12 protein-coding genes, 2 tRNA genes and 1 pseudogene are annotated in these 17,152 nt (G+C 33.7%); 7 read left to right on the top strand and 8 right to left on the bottom strand.

Going from position 1 to position 17,152, the window contains the following annotated elements:
- The first annotated feature begins 101 nt into the window (after positions 1–101).
- The gene (locus CKV65_RS08075) at positions 102–1,265 is read left to right on the top strand and encodes an MFS transporter (protein WP_027890545.1); all 1,164 of its coding nucleotides are present in this window, start codon (positions 102–104) and stop codon (positions 1,263–1,265) included.
- A gap of 69 nt (positions 1,266–1,334) precedes the next feature.
- Here the strand turns inward: CKV65_RS08075 and CKV65_RS08070 are convergent, their stop codons facing one another.
- Positions 1,335–2,954: a potassium/proton antiporter gene (locus tag CKV65_RS08070; protein ID WP_231922655.1), complete on the bottom strand. Its 1,620-nt coding sequence runs from the start codon at positions 2,952–2,954 to the stop codon at positions 1,335–1,337.
- A 142-nt stretch (positions 2,955–3,096) separates the two neighbouring features.
- Between CKV65_RS08070 and CKV65_RS08065 the strand changes: the two are divergent.
- Positions 3,097–4,038 (top strand): annotated as a pseudogene (locus CKV65_RS08065) (IS30 family transposase).
- Positions 4,039–4,139: 101 nt separating this feature from the next.
- Here CKV65_RS08065 and CKV65_RS08060 read toward each other — a convergent pair.
- Positions 4,140–6,035 (bottom strand): fructose-bisphosphatase class III, encoded by a 1,896-nt coding sequence (locus CKV65_RS08060; RefSeq protein ID WP_027890576.1) that lies wholly within the window; start codon positions 6,033–6,035, stop codon positions 4,140–4,142.
- 239 nt (positions 6,036–6,274) lie between these two features.
- Here CKV65_RS08060 and CKV65_RS08055 point away from each other — a divergent pair, with 239 nt between their 5' ends.
- On the top strand, positions 6,275–7,558 hold the full coding sequence (locus CKV65_RS08055; RefSeq protein ID WP_051177646.1) for an LCP family protein: 1,284 nt from the start codon (positions 6,275–6,277) through the stop codon (positions 7,556–7,558).
- Positions 7,559–7,604: 46 nt separating this feature from the next.
- Here CKV65_RS08055 and CKV65_RS08050 read toward each other — a convergent pair whose 3' ends face one another.
- The 5 genes from CKV65_RS08050 to CKV65_RS08030 all read right to left on the bottom strand — a co-directional run bounded on the left by CKV65_RS08050 (position 7,605) and on the right by CKV65_RS08030 (position 13,286).
- Positions 7,605–7,817, bottom strand: coding sequence for a DUF2905 domain-containing protein (locus CKV65_RS08050; protein WP_027890577.1), 213 nt, complete (start codon positions 7,815–7,817; stop codon positions 7,605–7,607).
- A 17-nt stretch (positions 7,818–7,834) separates the two neighbouring features.
- Positions 7,835–10,282: a DNA gyrase subunit A gene (gene gyrA / locus CKV65_RS08045; protein WP_027890578.1), complete on the bottom strand. Its 2,448-nt coding sequence runs from the start codon at positions 10,280–10,282 to the stop codon at positions 7,835–7,837.
- Positions 10,283–10,459: 177 nt separating this feature from the next.
- Positions 10,460–11,368, bottom strand: coding sequence for a Ppx/GppA phosphatase family protein (locus CKV65_RS08040; protein ID WP_027890579.1), 909 nt, complete (start codon positions 11,366–11,368; stop codon positions 10,460–10,462).
- Between the two features lie 16 nt (positions 11,369–11,384).
- Positions 11,385–12,152, bottom strand: a complete 768-nt coding sequence (locus CKV65_RS08035; RefSeq protein WP_027890580.1) for a TSUP family transporter — start codon at positions 12,150–12,152, stop codon at positions 11,385–11,387.
- 108 nt (positions 12,153–12,260) lie between these two features.
- A complete protein-coding gene (locus CKV65_RS08030; RefSeq protein WP_027890581.1) occupies positions 12,261–13,286 on the bottom strand; it encodes a pyridoxal-phosphate dependent enzyme in 1,026 nt (341 codons plus the stop codon).
- Between the two features lie 207 nt (positions 13,287–13,493).
- Between CKV65_RS08030 and CKV65_RS08025 the strand changes: the two genes are divergently transcribed.
- The 3 genes from CKV65_RS08025 to CKV65_RS08015 all read left to right on the top strand — a co-directional run bounded on the left by CKV65_RS08025 (position 13,494) and on the right by CKV65_RS08015 (position 14,980).
- Positions 13,494–13,570 (top strand) — tRNA-Pro (locus CKV65_RS08025).
- Between the two features lie 56 nt (positions 13,571–13,626).
- Positions 13,627–13,703: transfer RNA gene (locus CKV65_RS08020), tRNA-Pro, on the top strand.
- A 71-nt stretch (positions 13,704–13,774) separates the two neighbouring features.
- Entirely contained in the window at positions 13,775–14,980 is a 1,206-nt protein-coding gene (locus CKV65_RS08015; RefSeq protein ID WP_071601716.1) for an MFS transporter, read from the top strand.
- A 46-nt stretch (positions 14,981–15,026) separates the two neighbouring features.
- Here the strand turns inward: CKV65_RS08015 and manA are convergent, their stop codons facing one another.
- Positions 15,027–15,992 (bottom strand): mannose-6-phosphate isomerase, class I, encoded by a 966-nt coding sequence (gene manA, locus CKV65_RS08010; protein ID WP_027890583.1) that lies wholly within the window; start codon positions 15,990–15,992, stop codon positions 15,027–15,029.
- A gap of 248 nt (positions 15,993–16,240) precedes the next feature.
- On the opposite strand from manA, the gene CKV65_RS08005 reads away from it, so the two are divergent.
- The gene (locus tag CKV65_RS08005; RefSeq protein WP_027890584.1) at positions 16,241–17,149 is read left to right on the top strand and encodes a cation diffusion facilitator family transporter; all 909 of its coding nucleotides are present in this window, start codon (positions 16,241–16,243) and stop codon (positions 17,147–17,149) included.
- Positions 17,150–17,152 lie beyond the last annotated feature (3 nt).

Raw genomic sequence — 17,152 nt, 5'->3', positions numbered from 1 at the left:
TATAAAGATAAATAGTGATAGAATTTACGGATAAAATATACTATCATGATAACTTGAGATAGATTTTATGTCATCTAAAAAATAATAGAAAGGAATTTTTTATGGGTGTAGAAGATAAGTATTTAAATCAATTTAAAGCTGGGAAAAAAGAACAGTATGCGGCACGATGTGCATTTTTTTTAGCAGGATTTACTGTTACTACATGGGCACCGATGATACCAGTCATTAAAGAACGCTTGCAAATAGGCGATGATGTTTTAGGTTTGTTGTTATTGTGCATAGGTATCAGTGCATTTGTGTTCATGCCTCTTGCTGGAATTTTAAATCAGAAATTGGGCTGTAAAAAGATGTTGCAAATAAACATTGTTTTGTTTGCTTTAATTTTAATAATAATCTCTTCGCTTGATAATGTATGGTCATTTGTCGTATTTTTATTGTTATTTGGTGCTGTTATGGGAACGATAGATGTCACGATGAATATGAATTCAGTTATAGTAGAAAAATTATCGAAAAAGCGCATTATGTCTAGTATGCACGCTTTTTGGAGTGTCGGTTGTTTTTGTAGTGCTGGTCTATTTAGCGTATTAGCAAAGCAAGGGTTAAATATTACAACAGTAGCAATTATTCATGGTATTATAATATTTGTACTTTGTTTAATCTCTAGTCCTTATTTTTTAGCGTATAAAGGTGCAAGCAATGAAAAGCCGATAGCCATTCCTCATGGAATTGTTGTTTTATTTGGTATTTTAGCTTGTATAAGTTTTTTAGCAGAAGGCGCCATAATGGATTGGAGCGGTATATTTTTGACGGAGGCTAAAGGCTTAGAATTGTCTTTGGCGGGCATTGGATATGCGATTTTTTCTGTAGCGATGCTTGTAATTCGCTTTATCGGTGATAGAGCAGTTCAATATATTGGGGAAGAGAGAATTTGTGTATTTGGTGCACTTGTAGCGGGTTTTGGATTTTTATTAGTGGTGCTTATTGATAATTTTTATTTAATGCCAATTGGCTTTATCTGCATTGGTTTAGGAGCTGCTAATATCGTGCCTGTACTTTATTCATTACTTAAAAATCAAAATGATATGCCGATAAATGCAGCTGTTACAGCTATAACTTGCATGGGTTATACAGGTGTAATATTAGGCCCTGCACTTTTAGGTTTTATTGCTCATGGCATAGGTATAAAATTTGTATTTTATTTATTATGTATGTTATTTATAATAGAAGCTTTATTGTCTAAGTATATTTTTAAACGTTTAAGTTAAGTAGAATTTTTAATTTAAAGAAATAAAAAAGCTATCGCACGATAATTATTTTGTGCGATAGCTTTTTTCTTAGGCTAAATGAAATAAATTTTTTTGTGAATATACAACGAGTACATCGCCAGCATTTATTTCACTATTGCCATCTGGAATAATATCTGTACCATTTCTTTGAATTAAAACAACGAGTGAATCTTTACCGATATCAGCTTCTTTTAATTTTTTGCCAATCAATAAACTGTCAGCATTTATGATGATTTCATTGAGTTTTATACCATCTTTATCTTGGTAACTTTTAGCACAGATGATTAAAGAGTCTTCATTTTTTAAAATGGTGTTGCCTTTTGGTGTGATGGTTGCTCCTTGGCGTAAGATAGCAGCAATTAAAGCACCAGGGATTGAACCAATTTCACGAATTTGTTTGCCTACCCAAGGATGGTCATTTTTTAGGTCAAGGCGAATGAAGTTTATATCGTTTTCATCGGAATAATCGTTAAATGTTTTGAGAACGTTTTCATTATCATCAATCATATTTAATTTTTTCGAAGCTCTAGGTAAAAGTGCTCCTTGGAATAATAATGAAAGTAAAACGACACAGAAAACAACGGAGAAGATAGAATCATTATGATAATTAGGCGAAACAACAGCAATTATGGCAAATACGATGGATGCTGCACCGCGTAAACCTGCCCAAGAAACTATATGCTGTTGATTAAGAGGGGCTTTAAATGGCGTTAAAAGAATAGCAACAGCTACAGGGCGAGCGATAAATGTCAAAAATAAAGCAATCAGCAATGCTGGTACAAAATATAAAATAAGGTTTGATGGAAAAACCAAAAGTCCAAGCAAAAAGAAGATGACCATTTGCATTATGCCATTGAAGGCATCAAAAAAGTTTACAAGGTTTTTCTTTTGTGGAATGCGTTGATTACCGAGAATGATACCAGCAATATATGCGCTTAAATAGCCGTTACCACCGATTAAAGAAGGCAGTGCATATGCAGCAAGTGCGATGGCAACGAGAAAAATAGAGTCAAAACCATCTTCACCAAAGCGAATATGACGTAGTACATAGCTACCGATAAATGCAAGAGCTACACCGATGATAAGACCGTAAGCAAGTTGAGCAAAAATAGAATAGCTTATATCAGATAATAAAATATCTCCGCCCATAGCAGAAAGTAAAAGAATTGTCATCATATAAGCACAAGGGTCATTACTACCACTTTCTATTTCAAGTAGTGGTGCAGTGCCATATTTTAAATTTAATCGTTGTGAACGCAAAATAGAAAATACTGAAGCTGCATCAGTGGAGCTTAAAACAGAGCCGATTAACATGCCTTCAAGTAAAGGTAATTTAAAGACGACATGGCAGAATAATCCTGTTAATATAGCTGTGATAAGAGTACCTAATGTACTGAGTAAAGTGGCTTTTAAGGCTACGGGGCGAGCAGTGCTCCATTTTGTACCAAAACCACCATAAAACATAATAAAAATAAGAGCGGCAGAACAGATTTTTTCAGCAAAGGAATAGTTTTCAAAATCAATTTTGAAGAGACCTTCTGAACCAAATAACATACCTAAGCCAATAAAAAATAATAATGTGGGAATTCCGAGCTTAGTAGAAATTTTACTGCCAATTACACAGGCGATTAATACTATAGCACCGAGTAAAATTATGGAGTTCATCATAATAAATAATCCTTTTCATATATTTTTTCTATAAGATGGATTGTATAATGAAGTGCAACATCTAAAAAAATAAAAAACTCATTATGAATTTTCGTGTAAAATAAAGTTACCACACAAAATCCACACGAAAGGAAAATTCATAATGAGCTATCATCATTTTACCATATCTGAACGTATTCGTATAGAGGTTCTTTCTATTTTAGGTTATTCTACTCGTTTTATTGCTAAATTTTTACATCGTCATCATTCTACTATTGCTCGAGAACTATCTCGTAATAAAATTGAAAATGAATATATCTCTTCATTTGCTCACAATAAATATCTTGAACGTCGTAAAAATTCTTCTTGCTCTAGTAAATACAATGATGTTCTTTCTAATCTTATTTCTGAAAAATTACATGAAAACTGGTCTCCAGAACAGATTTCTAATGCACTTTTAAATGGTAAACTTTCCTTTAAAACTATTTATAATTGGATTTATATTGGTAAATTAAAAGGTATTTCACTTAAGAATTTACGACATAAAGGAAAACGTAGAAAAAAGGAAACACGTGGTAAATTCTTAATAGGAAATAGTATCACAACTAGACCAAAAGATGTAAAAAGTAGAAAAACTTTTGGACATTGAGAGTTAGATACCATAGTATCTAGTAGAGGAAAAGCTAAAGCTTGTTTAGCAACATTTGTAGAAAGAAAAACAAGATTTTATGTGGCAATAAAAATAAAAGATAGAACAGCATCATCAATGCTAAAAGCAATAAAAAAGTTAGTGAAAGTACTACCAAAAAAGGCATTAAAAACATTTACAACAGATAGAGGAAAAGAATTTGCATGTTACAAAGAAGTAGAAAAATTAAATATAAAAGTATATTTTGCAGATGCTTATGCAGCATGGCAAAGAGGTAGCAACGAAAATTCAAATGGGTTATTAAGAGAATATTATCCAAAGAAAACAGATTTAGGACAAATATCTAATGATGATTTAATAAAAAAATTAATATTATTAAATAGTAGACCAAGAAAATGTTTAAATTGGGATAATCCATTTAATTTATTTTTAAAAGAAGTGTCGCACTTGGATTGACAATTCATCATAAGAATAAGTATAAAGGATAAAAACAGCAATAACAATTAAAGTTTGATTAAAAAAGCTCTCACCTTAAGATTTTAAAGTGAGAGCGGGTTTTAAGCTTTTTCTGGAATTAAGCCATTTTGATAAGCGAGCATCAAATGGTAAATATCATTGATTTGTTCTTGGATTTCTTCGCCAAGGTCTGTATCTGCTGTAGATGAATGGTAATTTTGAAGTTCTAAAGTACAAGATACAGATTCAATATCTTGATTTGCTTTTAAGGCTTCTTTGATGTTGGAACAAGTTTGGTGTTCTAATAATCTCAAACCGCGTGAATTAGATATCAATGTATAGCCAGCAATTCCTGTTTTATTATGATAAGCTTTACAAAAACCGCCATCAATGATTATGGTTTTGCCATTAGCTTTTACTGGGCTTTCACCTTCTTTTACCTTTACAGGAACATGACCATTAATGATATGACCACGTTTTGTCTTTAAGGAAAATTCTTCTAATATCATATTGCATACATTTTCATCATCACAATAATGGTAATAAGCATCAGAAGGTTCAATCCAAGTGGATTTATCTTCAATGTACATGCGTTCAAATGTCTTGAATTCACGACCAGAAAATGGTGAGAGGCGACCGCACCAAAAATAATACATCAAATCGATGACTTTTTGGTCGTATAAACCTAAATAAGCTTGACGAATGGTTTTGTCACAAAAATCAAGATAATTTTTGCCATAATACGTTTGATTATTGATTTTTATGCGTTTAAAAGTACCATCTTCATTGAGTGGAATGCAACCGTGATAAAGTAAATTATTGTTATAAGCTTTATAAACACTGCCTTTTTGATAGAGAAAATCAATGTGTTTTCGCAGTCTAGTGCTGTCATGGAAAGATGATTTTATTTCTTCTAAAACAGATTGTTCTTCTTCAGTTAGTTCATAAGGATTATCAGGATTTATTGTTGGGAAAGATGGGCTTTTTACAGGATATGATTTACCATTGATTTTAATATATTTAGAAATATAATCAATTTTATCTAAAAGTAAACGACTTTCCATATTAAAATCGGGGTTGCGTTTTATGAGTTGACCTTCTACTTTAAATAAAATTATAGAAATGGTACGTTTCATGGCTATGTTTAAATTTTTATCAGGATATAGTTTACTAGCGAGTGAAGAAAGTGGACGGAGGCTTATAGCATAGCCTTTTTCTAAAACTGCTGTATTGTTATAAGAAACGCTATTGCGAATGACTGTAGCGATACAAGCTTCATTGCCGCACATAGCTCCCATCCATAAAATATCATGATTGCCCCATTGTATATCGACAGAATGGTGTTGGCGTAACATATCTATGATGGAGTCTGGTCGTTGACCGCGGTCGAATATATCTCCTACGATGTGCAAATGAGCTACAGCTAATTTTTTTATAAATATGGTAAAAGCAATGATGTATTCATTGCCACTGTTAATATTTATTAAGGTATTTAAAATGGTGTTAAAATAAACTTCTTGGAAGGCATCGTCATTTGGGCGAGCCGTTAAAAGTTCTAAAATAATCGTTTCGTAACCTTTAGGCATTAAATTTTTTAATTCCGATTGAGGGTATTTATATGACATTAGGCGAGATAATTTGAGTAAGAGACGTAAGTTTTTTGAATACCAGCTGGGAGAGAGAGCTTTTTTTTCTTTTAAATCCATGATTTTTTCGCGTGGATAATAAATTAGTGTACAAAATTCAGCTCTTTGAGCAGGGGTTAAATCTTTTTCAAATAGATAATCGACTTTTTCTTTTATAACACCAGAACAATTATTGAGAATATGAAAAAACGATTCGTATTCACCATGTAAATCACTCATGAAATGTTCTGTTGGGCGGGCGAGATTTAAAATAGCTTTAAGTCGGATTAGTTCTGTTACAACTGATTGGCGGTTAGGATATTTCTCGGATAAAAGATAAAGATATTTATATTTTTGGCGGTTTTTATCCATGGAAGCACTTCCTTATATAAAGATTATTGATGATTTTAACAGGTATTAATAGACATATTATATAGTATGTATTTAAATAAATAAATAGTATTTTTATTTTTATGAAAAAAATAAAAATTTAGTATACGTTTACTAGTAAAGCAAATAATAATTGCAGAATAAGGCGTAAAATCTTATAATATTAAGATAGTTGTAATTAGAATAATATATTGTAAGCAAAATATTGTGAGGGGTAAAGAGTGTATCGTAGAGAAGATGTAAAGAAAAAGAAAAAAACAAGTTATTGGAAATATCTTTTAATATTGATTTTAGTATTTGTTTTGTCTGGAATAGGCGGAGCTTATTTTGCAAATGCATTAGTTGATAATAAGCCAATGTACAGCGACGCTGAAAAAGATGGTCTTTTAGTAGCGAAAGATAAAGCTACAGTAATGATTATGGGCGTAGATAAGCGCAATGATGATGTAGGGCGAAGTGATACCTTGATGGTGGCGACCTTAGACCCAGATAAAAATCAAGCGGCATTGCTTTCTATACCACGTGATACTCGTGTAAAAATAAAAGGTCATGGTTATGATAAAATTAATGCTGCCTATGCTTATGGCGATAGAAAATTGTCTCAACAGACAGTTGAGTCTTTATTAGGTATAAAGATTGACCATTATATTGTAATTGATGTACATGGTTTTACAAAAATTATTGATGCTTTAGGCGGTATAGATATTGATGTAGAAAAACGCATGTATTATGAAGATCCATGGGATGATGATGGAGGTTTATACATTGATTTACAGCCAGGTATGCAGCATATGGACGGAAAGACTGCTGTTACATATGTGCGATATCGCGATGAAGAAGGAGATATTGGACGTATTCGTCGTCAACAAAAATTTATGAAAGCAGTAATGGATAAACTTGTTTCACCAACAATAATTCCACGTCTTCCATCTATAGTATCAGCTATGTATGATGCGGTAGAAACAGATATGTCTATCAGTGAATTATTATCTTTCTTAGGTACATTGCAAGAAGCTAAAAATAATGGATTAAAATCAGAAATGCTTCCAGGTAAGCCTGTTTATATCGATGAAATCAGCTATTGGATACCAGATATCAGTAAGATAAGACAGATACTTGCTAATACATTAGGAATAAAAATGAACAATGCTTTAACTAATTCTATTGAAGATGATGAACAAGAATATAGAGAATCTATGCCTAAAAATGCAGTAGAAATTCCTGAGTCACAGCATATTAAAAATGAGATAGAACGCGAACGAAATGAACGCCGTCAAAATATGAGTCAAGAAAGAGAAGACGCGCAAAGATATAGAGCAAGACAAGCAACAGAAGATTATGAAGAAGGTTATAATCGCCGTACTCAGGAACTTAGAGAAACAGAAAATAGTGAAAGTACACAGACAACAGCTCCAAAATCAACAGATAGACAAACCCAGTCCGATACACCAGCTAAGAATACAGAAACTCCAGATATGAATAATCATAGTGAAGGTAAAAATTAAAAAAACAAAAAGATTGTAGTAAATATTTACTACAATCTTTTTGTTTTTAACGAAATAATAAATTTAAGATTATGGTTAAAATGATACTGATTAAAACACAAGAACCAAGTGGAAAATATACGCTAGAATTGGAACTTTCCCATTTAAAATCAAATGGCAATTTTCCAAGTGGCAAAATCTTTGAACCAAAATGGAAAAAGAGTCCTGCAATGATTAAAATAATTCCTGCATATATCATGATTTTTCCCATATTAGACATGATATTTCCTTATTTTATTATTCGTGACTGTTTTCATCATCTTCAAAAGCAGCAACAGCAGCTACTTTATCATTATCGTCCATGTTCATGACTTTTACGCCTTGAGTATTGCGATTGATGACGGAAACTTCATTGATGTTAGAACGAATTACAATGCCTTCAGTGGAGATTAGCATGAATTCTTGATTTTCATTTACGACTTTAACGCCTACAACAAAGCCAGTTTTTTCAGTGACTTTGATGTTGATAAGACCGATACCACCGCGACTTTGAGCGCGATATTCTTCAGTTGGAGTGCGTTTGCCATAGCCGTTTTCAGTTACAGTCAAGACTTCGCAGTTTTTGCGTAAATTATCCATGTCAATGACTTTGTCATCGCCTTTTAATTTTATGCCGATGACACCACGTGCGTTTCTGCCCATTGGACGAACATCTTGTTCATTGAAACTGATGGACATACCATCGCGAGTACCGATAATTATATAGCGATTGCCATCTGTGAGTTTTACGCTGATTAATTCATCATCATCTTTTAAGGAGATTGCAATTAAGCCAGTTTTCTTGCGGTTTGTATCGTAAGCGCTGAGTACTGTCTTTTTAACAACACCATTGCGAGTAGCCATGAATAAATATTTATCATCAGCAAATTTTTCAATTGGAATTATAGCAGTGATGCTTTCATCTTTTGCAAGCGGTAAAAGATTTACAATAGCAGTGCCTTTAGCTGTTCTACCGGATTCTGGAATTTCATAACCTTTTAACTGGTAAACGAGTCCTTTATTTGTGAAGAATAAGATAGTGTTATGTGTAGAAGTGATAATCATATTTTCTACATAATCTTCTTCTTTTGTACCCATGCCAGTAACGCCACGTCCACCGCGTTTTTGATTGCGATACGTAGTTAATGGTATGCGTTTGATGTAGTTATTATGAGTCAATGTGATAACTACGTTTTCTTCAGCAATGAGGTCAGCAAGGTCTACATCAGAAGTATCATCTGTAATTTGAGTGCGACGAGCATCGCCAAATTTTGCTTTGACAGCAGATAATTCTTCTTTGATGATATTTAAAATCTTGTGTTCATCAGCTAAGATTGCATTTAAGTTATCAATATAGCTCAAAACTTCAAGGTATTCTGTTTCGATTTTTTCACGTTCTAAGCCAGTTAAGCGCTGTAAACGTAAATCCAAAATTGCTTGTGCTTGTTTTTCAGTGAGTGTGTAATCGCTCATTAAGATTTCTTTCGCTGTTTCGCCATTTGGTGATTTGCGAATTGTTTCAATGATTGGGTCTAATTGGTCAAGAGCGATAGTCAAACCTTCTAAAATATGAGCACGAGCCTGAGCTTTTGTAAGTTCGTACTGTGTACGACGACGAATTACATCTTCTTGATGTTTGATGTAGTAATGAAGAACTTGTTTGAGATTTAAAATACGTGGGTGACCGTTGACGAGTGCCAACATGATTACGCCAAATGTTTCTTGCAATTGTGTATGCTGATAGAGTTGATTTAAAATAACTTCAGCATTAGCATCACGGCGCAAGTCAATTACAATGCTCATACCGTTACGGTCTGATTCATCGTTTAAATCTGTAATACCTTCAATTATTTTATTGCGTACAAGTTCAGCAATGCGTTCTACTAAACGAGCTTTATTTACTTGATATGGTAATTGTGTTACTGTGATGCGTGGTTTTCCGTTTGGCAAAGTGCTGATTTCTGTGCAAGCGCGCATTTTTATAGCACCGCGACCAGTTTTATAAGCGGAAATAATGCCATCGCGACCCATAATCATAGCGCCAGTCGGAAAATCTGGGCCTTTTATAGTTTTCATTAATTCTTCAATAGTAATATCAGGGTTATCAATCATCTGTAATACGCCATCAATTACTTCTGTTAAATTATGCGGTGGAATATTTGTTGCCATACCAACGGCTATACCAGAAGAACCGTTTACTAAAAGATTTGGTATTTTAGATGGTAATACAGTTGGTTCTTTTAATGATTCATCATAGTTTGGTGCAAAATCTACAGTTTGTTTATCAATATCCTGGAGCATGAGTTCAGCGATTTTGGACATGCGAACTTCAGTATAACGCATAGCAGCAGCGGAGTCGCCATCGATAGAACCAAAGTTACCATGACCGTCTGCTAAAACGTAACGGCAGGAGAAATCCTGTGCCATACGCACGATAGCATCGTATACGGAACTATCTCCATGTGGATGGTATTTACCTAATACTTCCCCGACAATACGAGCGGATTTTTTATATGGTTTATTAGAGCCCATACCAGCTTCTTGCATAGCGTATAAAATGCGGCGATGAACTGGTTTAAGACCATCTCTAACATCAGGAAGTGCACGCATAACGATTACACTCATAGCGTAGTCGATATACGAATTTTTCATTTCATCTTCAAGATTTACAGGAAGAACTTTTCCTGCAGATATCTCTTGTGTCACATTCTCACCTCAATTTTTAATCTACGGTCAAAATATGACCGAAATACTAATCAAAATTAAATCTTCTTAACTAATATATTTTATCATTTTTAGCGCTAAAAGTCCACGAAATAAGGCTTAACAGCGAATAAAAGCCGCCTGAGAATACCATCAGGCGGCGTAAATTGTAAATTTAAGTTAGTTCTTGATAACATGTGTGTATAAAAAGCCTTCACGCATGCCAGCGTCCTTGTAAGTTATGCTATGAGCGTTTACAATTTTGGCAAGTTCGTTAGCAATTATTAGACCTGGAATAATCGTGTGCAATCTATCGGGTACGGTTTTTAACAAAATAGTGATATCTTCGTCGGAAAATTCATGACCACGTGTAAAGTGAGAGATGATTTCAGGAATTTTATCGACTGGAATTGCATCATTGCTATCTGGTTTGTGATACATTTCATTGTAAAGCATGCGAGCACCTTTGCAAGTACCACCGATACCGCAGATTTCTGTATGCGTGATGTTTTTAAATTCTTCAGCATCATTGATGATTTTGCGCGCTTCAGCGACCATTTGCGCAATTTCAGCTTCATTAGGTAAGAAATCTGTACAGTATTTAGTGTGTAATGCTAATGAACCGATAGGAAGGCTGATTTTATGGAGAATTTTACTATCGGCAAAGCGGATTAATTCTGTGCTAGCACCACCGATATCGACGATGAAACCATCATTATAATCTAGGTCATGTGTAGCAGCGATAAAATCATATGTCGCTTCTTGGTCTCCAGAGATTATATGCAGATTAATACCAGTGCGTTCAATGATTTTAGCGACAGCTTCTTCACTGTTTTTAGCATTTCTTAAAGCAGCTGTAGTGAATGCTGATACATTTTTTATATTGAATGAAGTCAAAAAAGCATGGAATTTATTTAAAATTTCACAAGCTTTATCAATTCCTTCGGGCGTCATGATGCCATCTTGTACATAAGAAGCAAGTCCAACAGTGTATTTTCTTTTATGTACGAGTTCTAATTTATTTTGCGAAATTTGATAGATAGCCATGCGCATAGTAGTTGAACCGATATCGATAACAGCATATAACATAGTAATTCCTCCAAAATTATGATTTAAATAAATCTATTACTTGTTTACCAATTAATACTACTGACATGATGATGAATAATGTTTTTACATACGTAGCACCTTTAGCAATAGCCATACGAGCCCCACAAAATGCTCCTACCATCATAGCAAATCCCATAGGAAGGGCATAAGTGAAGTCTACAATGCCGGAAGAGATGAAAAACAGTGCACCAGCAATATTACTAGCAAAATTTAAACCGCGGGCATTAGCAGCAGCACCGATGAAGTCAAAACCAATCCAAAGAAATGCAAAAAGTAAAAAAGTGCCAGTACCAGGACCGAAGAAACCATCATAAAAACCAAAGATAAATGCAGCAACGGCACTTAAAACCCACATTTTTTTACTCATGCCATGGAAAGTGGCAATTTGACCAAAATTCTTTTTCGTTAGAGTGTAGATTGTAACAGCTACTAATAAAATAATAATAAGAGGGCGAAGAAAATCGGAAGGTATTAATTTTAAAATACTAGCTCCACAGATAGAACCGATAAAGGATAATGGCAATAAAAATTTTATCGTGGAAAAATCAACTCGACCTGACCGAACAAATGAAGCAAAACCAACTGTTGCTCCCATTGAAGCTGCGACTTTATTGGTAGCAATAGCGGTTACAGGTGGCATGCCCGTGAAAAGTAGTGCTGGTAAAGATATTAAACCACCACCTCCAACTACTGTGTCGATAAAAGCGGCAATGAAACCTGTAGCAATTAAGAATAAAAGCAAATAAAGATTAATATCGTCCATAATATGTTCCTTTCTAAAGTTTGGGAATATAAATTACATTATTAATCATTTTGCTTTATTTGTAAATGAAAAAGTCAGTGAACTATTTAGCTCACTGACTTATAAAAATTATCTATTTCTTTTTTTATCAGGTCCATTGAGGCCAGCTCCGGTAATTGGAATGACTACGCGATAGTTATCAGGTTTACCTTTGCGGAAGTATTTTAAAGCTCCAGCAATTGGAACAGCAGCTGTTGCTTCTACATAAATACCTTTGCGACCAGTTTGATGTTGTGCTTCTTCGATTTCTTCATCGCTTACAGTGATGACATCACCTTTGCTGCGAGTTATTGCCATAAGCATTTCTTTAAGACGTATAGGTTTTTCTACACGAATAGCATCAGCGATTGTGAATGATGGTGGAGATACTTTACGTTTCTTTTTGAACGCATTATAAAGAGGACAGCAGTTTTCACTTTGTACTGCTACAAAAGATGGTAAACGACCGATTTCTTCAAAGCCGTAATACAAACCAAGGAGCATAGTACCATTACCTACAGGTAAGAAAACGTATTCAGGAACATTATCATCAAGCTGATGATAAATTTCATAAGCCATGGATTTAATGCCTTCAAAGAATAATGGATTATAAACATGGGATGCGTAATAAGCTTCTTCTTGAACTACAGCTTTTTTTGCAGCTTCTGCAGTGGCTTCACGATTGCCAATTACAAGACGAACATGAGCACCATATGTTTCAATTTGATGTAATTTACCAGCAGCAATGCTTTCTGGAACGTATACTGTACAGTCCATATTTGCAGCAGCAGCATAAGCAGCTAAAGCAGAAGCACCATTGCCAGAAGAATCTTCAACTATGTTATCTATGTCTAAATGTTTTAACATATTAACCATAGCTTTAGCACCACGTGCTTTAAATGAGCCAGTAGGATTCAAATGTTCCATTTTAAAGAACATTTCTTGTTTACCAAATTTTATAGGAAGAAGAGGTGTTACAATCTCACCAATTGAAACATCTTGAGGAATAGTGTCTTTATCATCTTTATATAATCTGAACAACCCTCCGCAAGAGCATTGATAAGAAGTTGAATTTAATGGATATTCTTTTTTACATTTTTCACAATAAAAATGCATGTGCATCATCTCCGATTTCTGAAAATTTTTATATGCGTCCAGATAGTTAATATATTCTATAAATTTGCAAAAATACCCTTCTAATTAATATAAAAATGTAAACATAAAATTGATAAAAATTTTTATAAAAAAATTAAAAAAAGGTGTTGACATTTTTTATAATAAGCAATATAATAATACATGTTCTCACGAGGAACAAACGTGAAACGGGGCATGGCTCAGTTTGGTAGAGCACCTGGCTTGGGACCAGGGGGTCGCAGGTTCGAATCCTGCTGCTCCGACCATTAGAAATTTAGAGGAAGCGAAAGCTTCCTTTTTTTTGAATTTATACCATACACGGCGGGGCATAGCTCAGTTTGGTAGAGCGCTTGGTTCGGGACCAAGAGGTCGTAGGTTCGAATCCTGTTGCTCCGACCATAGAAGTTAGAGGAAGCGAAAGCTTCCTTTTTTTGTGTTTATAATTAAAAATTTTATAAGTGAGGTACATAATGACAGAATTAGCTTTACGAAGACAATCAGGAAAAAAATCTTATTTACAAGTAATATTGTTGTCGATGGGGCATTTTTTTAATGATTTTTATTGTAACTTTTTGCCTGTTTTATTGCCGATATTAATTCCTAAATTGGGATTATCGCTTACTTTGAGCGGCGTGCTTGTAATGGTGATGTCTTTTTCTGCAAATGTATTGCAGCCAGTATTTGGTTATTTTATGGATAAGTATAATTTTAATAAATTGATGCCATTTATAATTCCATTCGGTGCAATATTTATTTGTTTGACGAGTTTAGTCAGTGAATTTTGGATGTTAGCAATATTGATAGGCTTAAGTGGTTTAGCTGTATCGACATTTCATCCTATGGGCGCAGGTCTTATAAGTAAGGTATCGCCAGAAGGAAAAGTATCATCATCTATATCTATATTTGTAGCAGGTGGCAGTTTAGGTTTTGCATTTTCACCTATTTTGCTCGTATACTTTATGAATTTATTTGATTTAAAATATTTGCCTATTCTCATAATACCAGCATTTATTTTAGGCTTTTTCATGTACAGTTCTGGATTATCGAGACAGCGATTTGTAAATGAACAAGTAGCTAAAAATATGCATTTTAGTTTTAGACGTTTGTTTAAAAATAAACCTTTAATGTTTTTAAATATTTCCATGGGTATAAGAGCATGGGTATTTACAGCCCTTGTGACATTTTTACCACTTTGGGCAATGCATCAAGGTTACGATAATACATCAAGTGGTTGGATACTTACAGTTTACTTATGTGGTTCAGTTATAGGCGGACTAGTGGGCGGTATCCTTAATGATAAAATTGGCTATAAAAAAGTTATTTTATGGGCTTTAATTTTAGCTATATTTCCAACAATGTGTTTTCTATTTGTAAGTCAAATGGGAATATTGATTTATGTTGTTTTATTTTTATCAGGTGCTTTAGCAATGGCTGCTAATCCAGGGGCAATTGTTTGGGGTCAAAATTTCTTGCCAGATAATCCGGGAATGGCATCAGGCATGATGCTTGGTTTATCTTTTGGTTTAGGTGGTATCGGTACTATGCTTACTAGTAGTATTGCCGAATGGATGGGTCTTTCAATGGCACTTGGTCTTACAACAGCTTTACTTATAATAAGTGTTGTTCTTGTTTATATAACACCTGTAAATTTACCGAACAAATATAAAAATTTATAAAAAAAAGGCATTGAGTTTCTAGCGTGAAGCTCAATGCTTTTTTATTTTATAATGTAGTTAAAATAAATTCTCCTGTGCCGTTTAAGATGTATTCTCCCATATTGGCAGGAATGAAAATGCTTTCACCTTTTTTTACAGTGAAGCTATTTGCTTTATACGTTAAAGCCATTTCGCCGTTTAATATTAAAATAGAATGGAAGCTATCTTTTTTTGCTTCTAAATTGCAATTTCCATGTAAATTAAAATGACTTACATTAAATAAATCGCATTGCGCTAAAATTGTTAAATCATAATCAGTGAAATAATTTACTTTAGCAACTGGTTCAGGTTTTCTTGTTGGTGGTTCTAATTTTGTCACAGCGAGTGCTTTTTCAATGTGGAGTTGGCGAGGTTTACCATCTTTGCCGAGACGACCGTAATCATAAACTCGATAAGTAGAATTTGAGCTTTGCTGAATTTCAGCGATTAAAGCACCAGCACCAATAGCGTGAAGTGTGCCTGCTTCAATAAAAAATATATCACCTTTTTTTATTGGAACTTGATTGCAAACTTCGAGTAAAGTATTATCAGTTATGCGTTTTTCAAATTCTTGATGAGAGATTTTTTTATTGAAACCGTAAATTAATTTAGAATCTGGTTGAGCGTCCATTACGTACCACATTTCAGTTTTACCAGATTCGCCTTCATTTAAAAGTGCATATTTGTCATCAGGGTGAACTTGTACAGAAAGATTTTGCTTCGCATCAATAAATTTTATCAAGATAGGAAAATCTTTTTTATCTTGAGCTTTTGTGCCGATTACTTGTTTTCCTTCTGTTTCGATGTATTCAATTAAAGTTTTGCCAGCAAAAGAACCGTTTTCTATAGTGCTTTTACCATCGTGATGACAAGAAAGTTCCCAACTTTCAGCTACTGGATTGATTGTAGTTTGTTTGTTAAATTCATCGCGTAAACGTGTGCCGCCCCAAATATAATCTTTAAAAGCAGCTTGAAGTTTTAATGGATAGAGCATAACGTAAAATCCTTTCGTATATTAATGATATAGTTTCTAGCTTTATCTTAACATTATTTTTTATTTTGTCTATAGAAGAAATGTAGTGAAATTGTTAAGATAATCTTTACACTTTTAGTTTAATGTGTTAAGATAAAAACAATATGAAGAGCAATCTGCACACTAAAGTTAGTGGTGCAGATTTTTTTCTATTATAAAGGTCTTTAAATGATAATTAATAACATTTATTTGATTTTGGAGGTAATATAATGACAGAAATGGATGCTTTGAAAAAGCAAACGGCATGGATGTCAATTGTTTCTAATACTGTATTAGTTATTTTGAAATTGGCAGTTGGTTTATATGTAGGTGCTTTAAGTTTAATATCTGAAGCAATTCACTCAGGTGTAGATTTAATCGCTGCATTTATTGCCTTTTGGGCAGTGCGAAAAGCGGTTGCACCACCAGATAAAGAGCATGATTATGGTCATGGCAAATTTGAAAATTTATCTTCAGCTGTAGAAGCGTTATTAATCGTAGGTACTGCAATATTTATTATATATGAAGCAGTTCATAAATTTGATACGCCTCTTGACCCTGAATTTTTGCAATATGGTATATATATCATGATTATATCTATTGTAGTAAATTTTTTCGTTTCACGCCGTTTGATTGCTGTAGCGAAAAAAACAGATTCACAAGCCTTAGAAGCAGATGGATTACATCTTCAATCTGATGTATGGACTTCAGTTGGGGTAATGGTTGGCTTAGTTGGAATGAAAGTATTTGGTTTCTTATGGCTTGACCCAGTTATCGCAATTGTAGTTGCTTTGATAATTTTCCGTGCTGGTTATAAAATGGTAGTGGAAAGTGCAAGAGAACTCACTGATAGCAGTTTGTCTCCAGAAGAAGAAAAAATCATCGGTGAAATCATCATGGAACACAAAGATTTAATTGGCTATCATCATTTACGTACGCGTAAATCTGGTTCATATAAATTGTTAGATGTACATGTAACATTTGAAAAAGATATGCCACTTTATAAGGTACATGATATCTGTGATGATATCGAACATAAAATAAGACAGAAAATGGGTAATTTCGATGTAACTATTCACCCTGAACCAGTGGATAAAAATGGTGTTGTTATAAAAAAAAACTACGTTGAAGCAAATTAATTG

Source organism: Megamonas hypermegale (genome assembly GCF_900187035.1).
Taxonomy (GTDB): domain Bacteria; phylum Bacillota; class Negativicutes; order Selenomonadales; family Selenomonadaceae; genus Megamonas; species Megamonas hypermegale.
The sequence above is the reverse complement of the archived record's forward strand: the minus strand, read 5'-3'. Positions and strand labels throughout refer to the sequence as shown.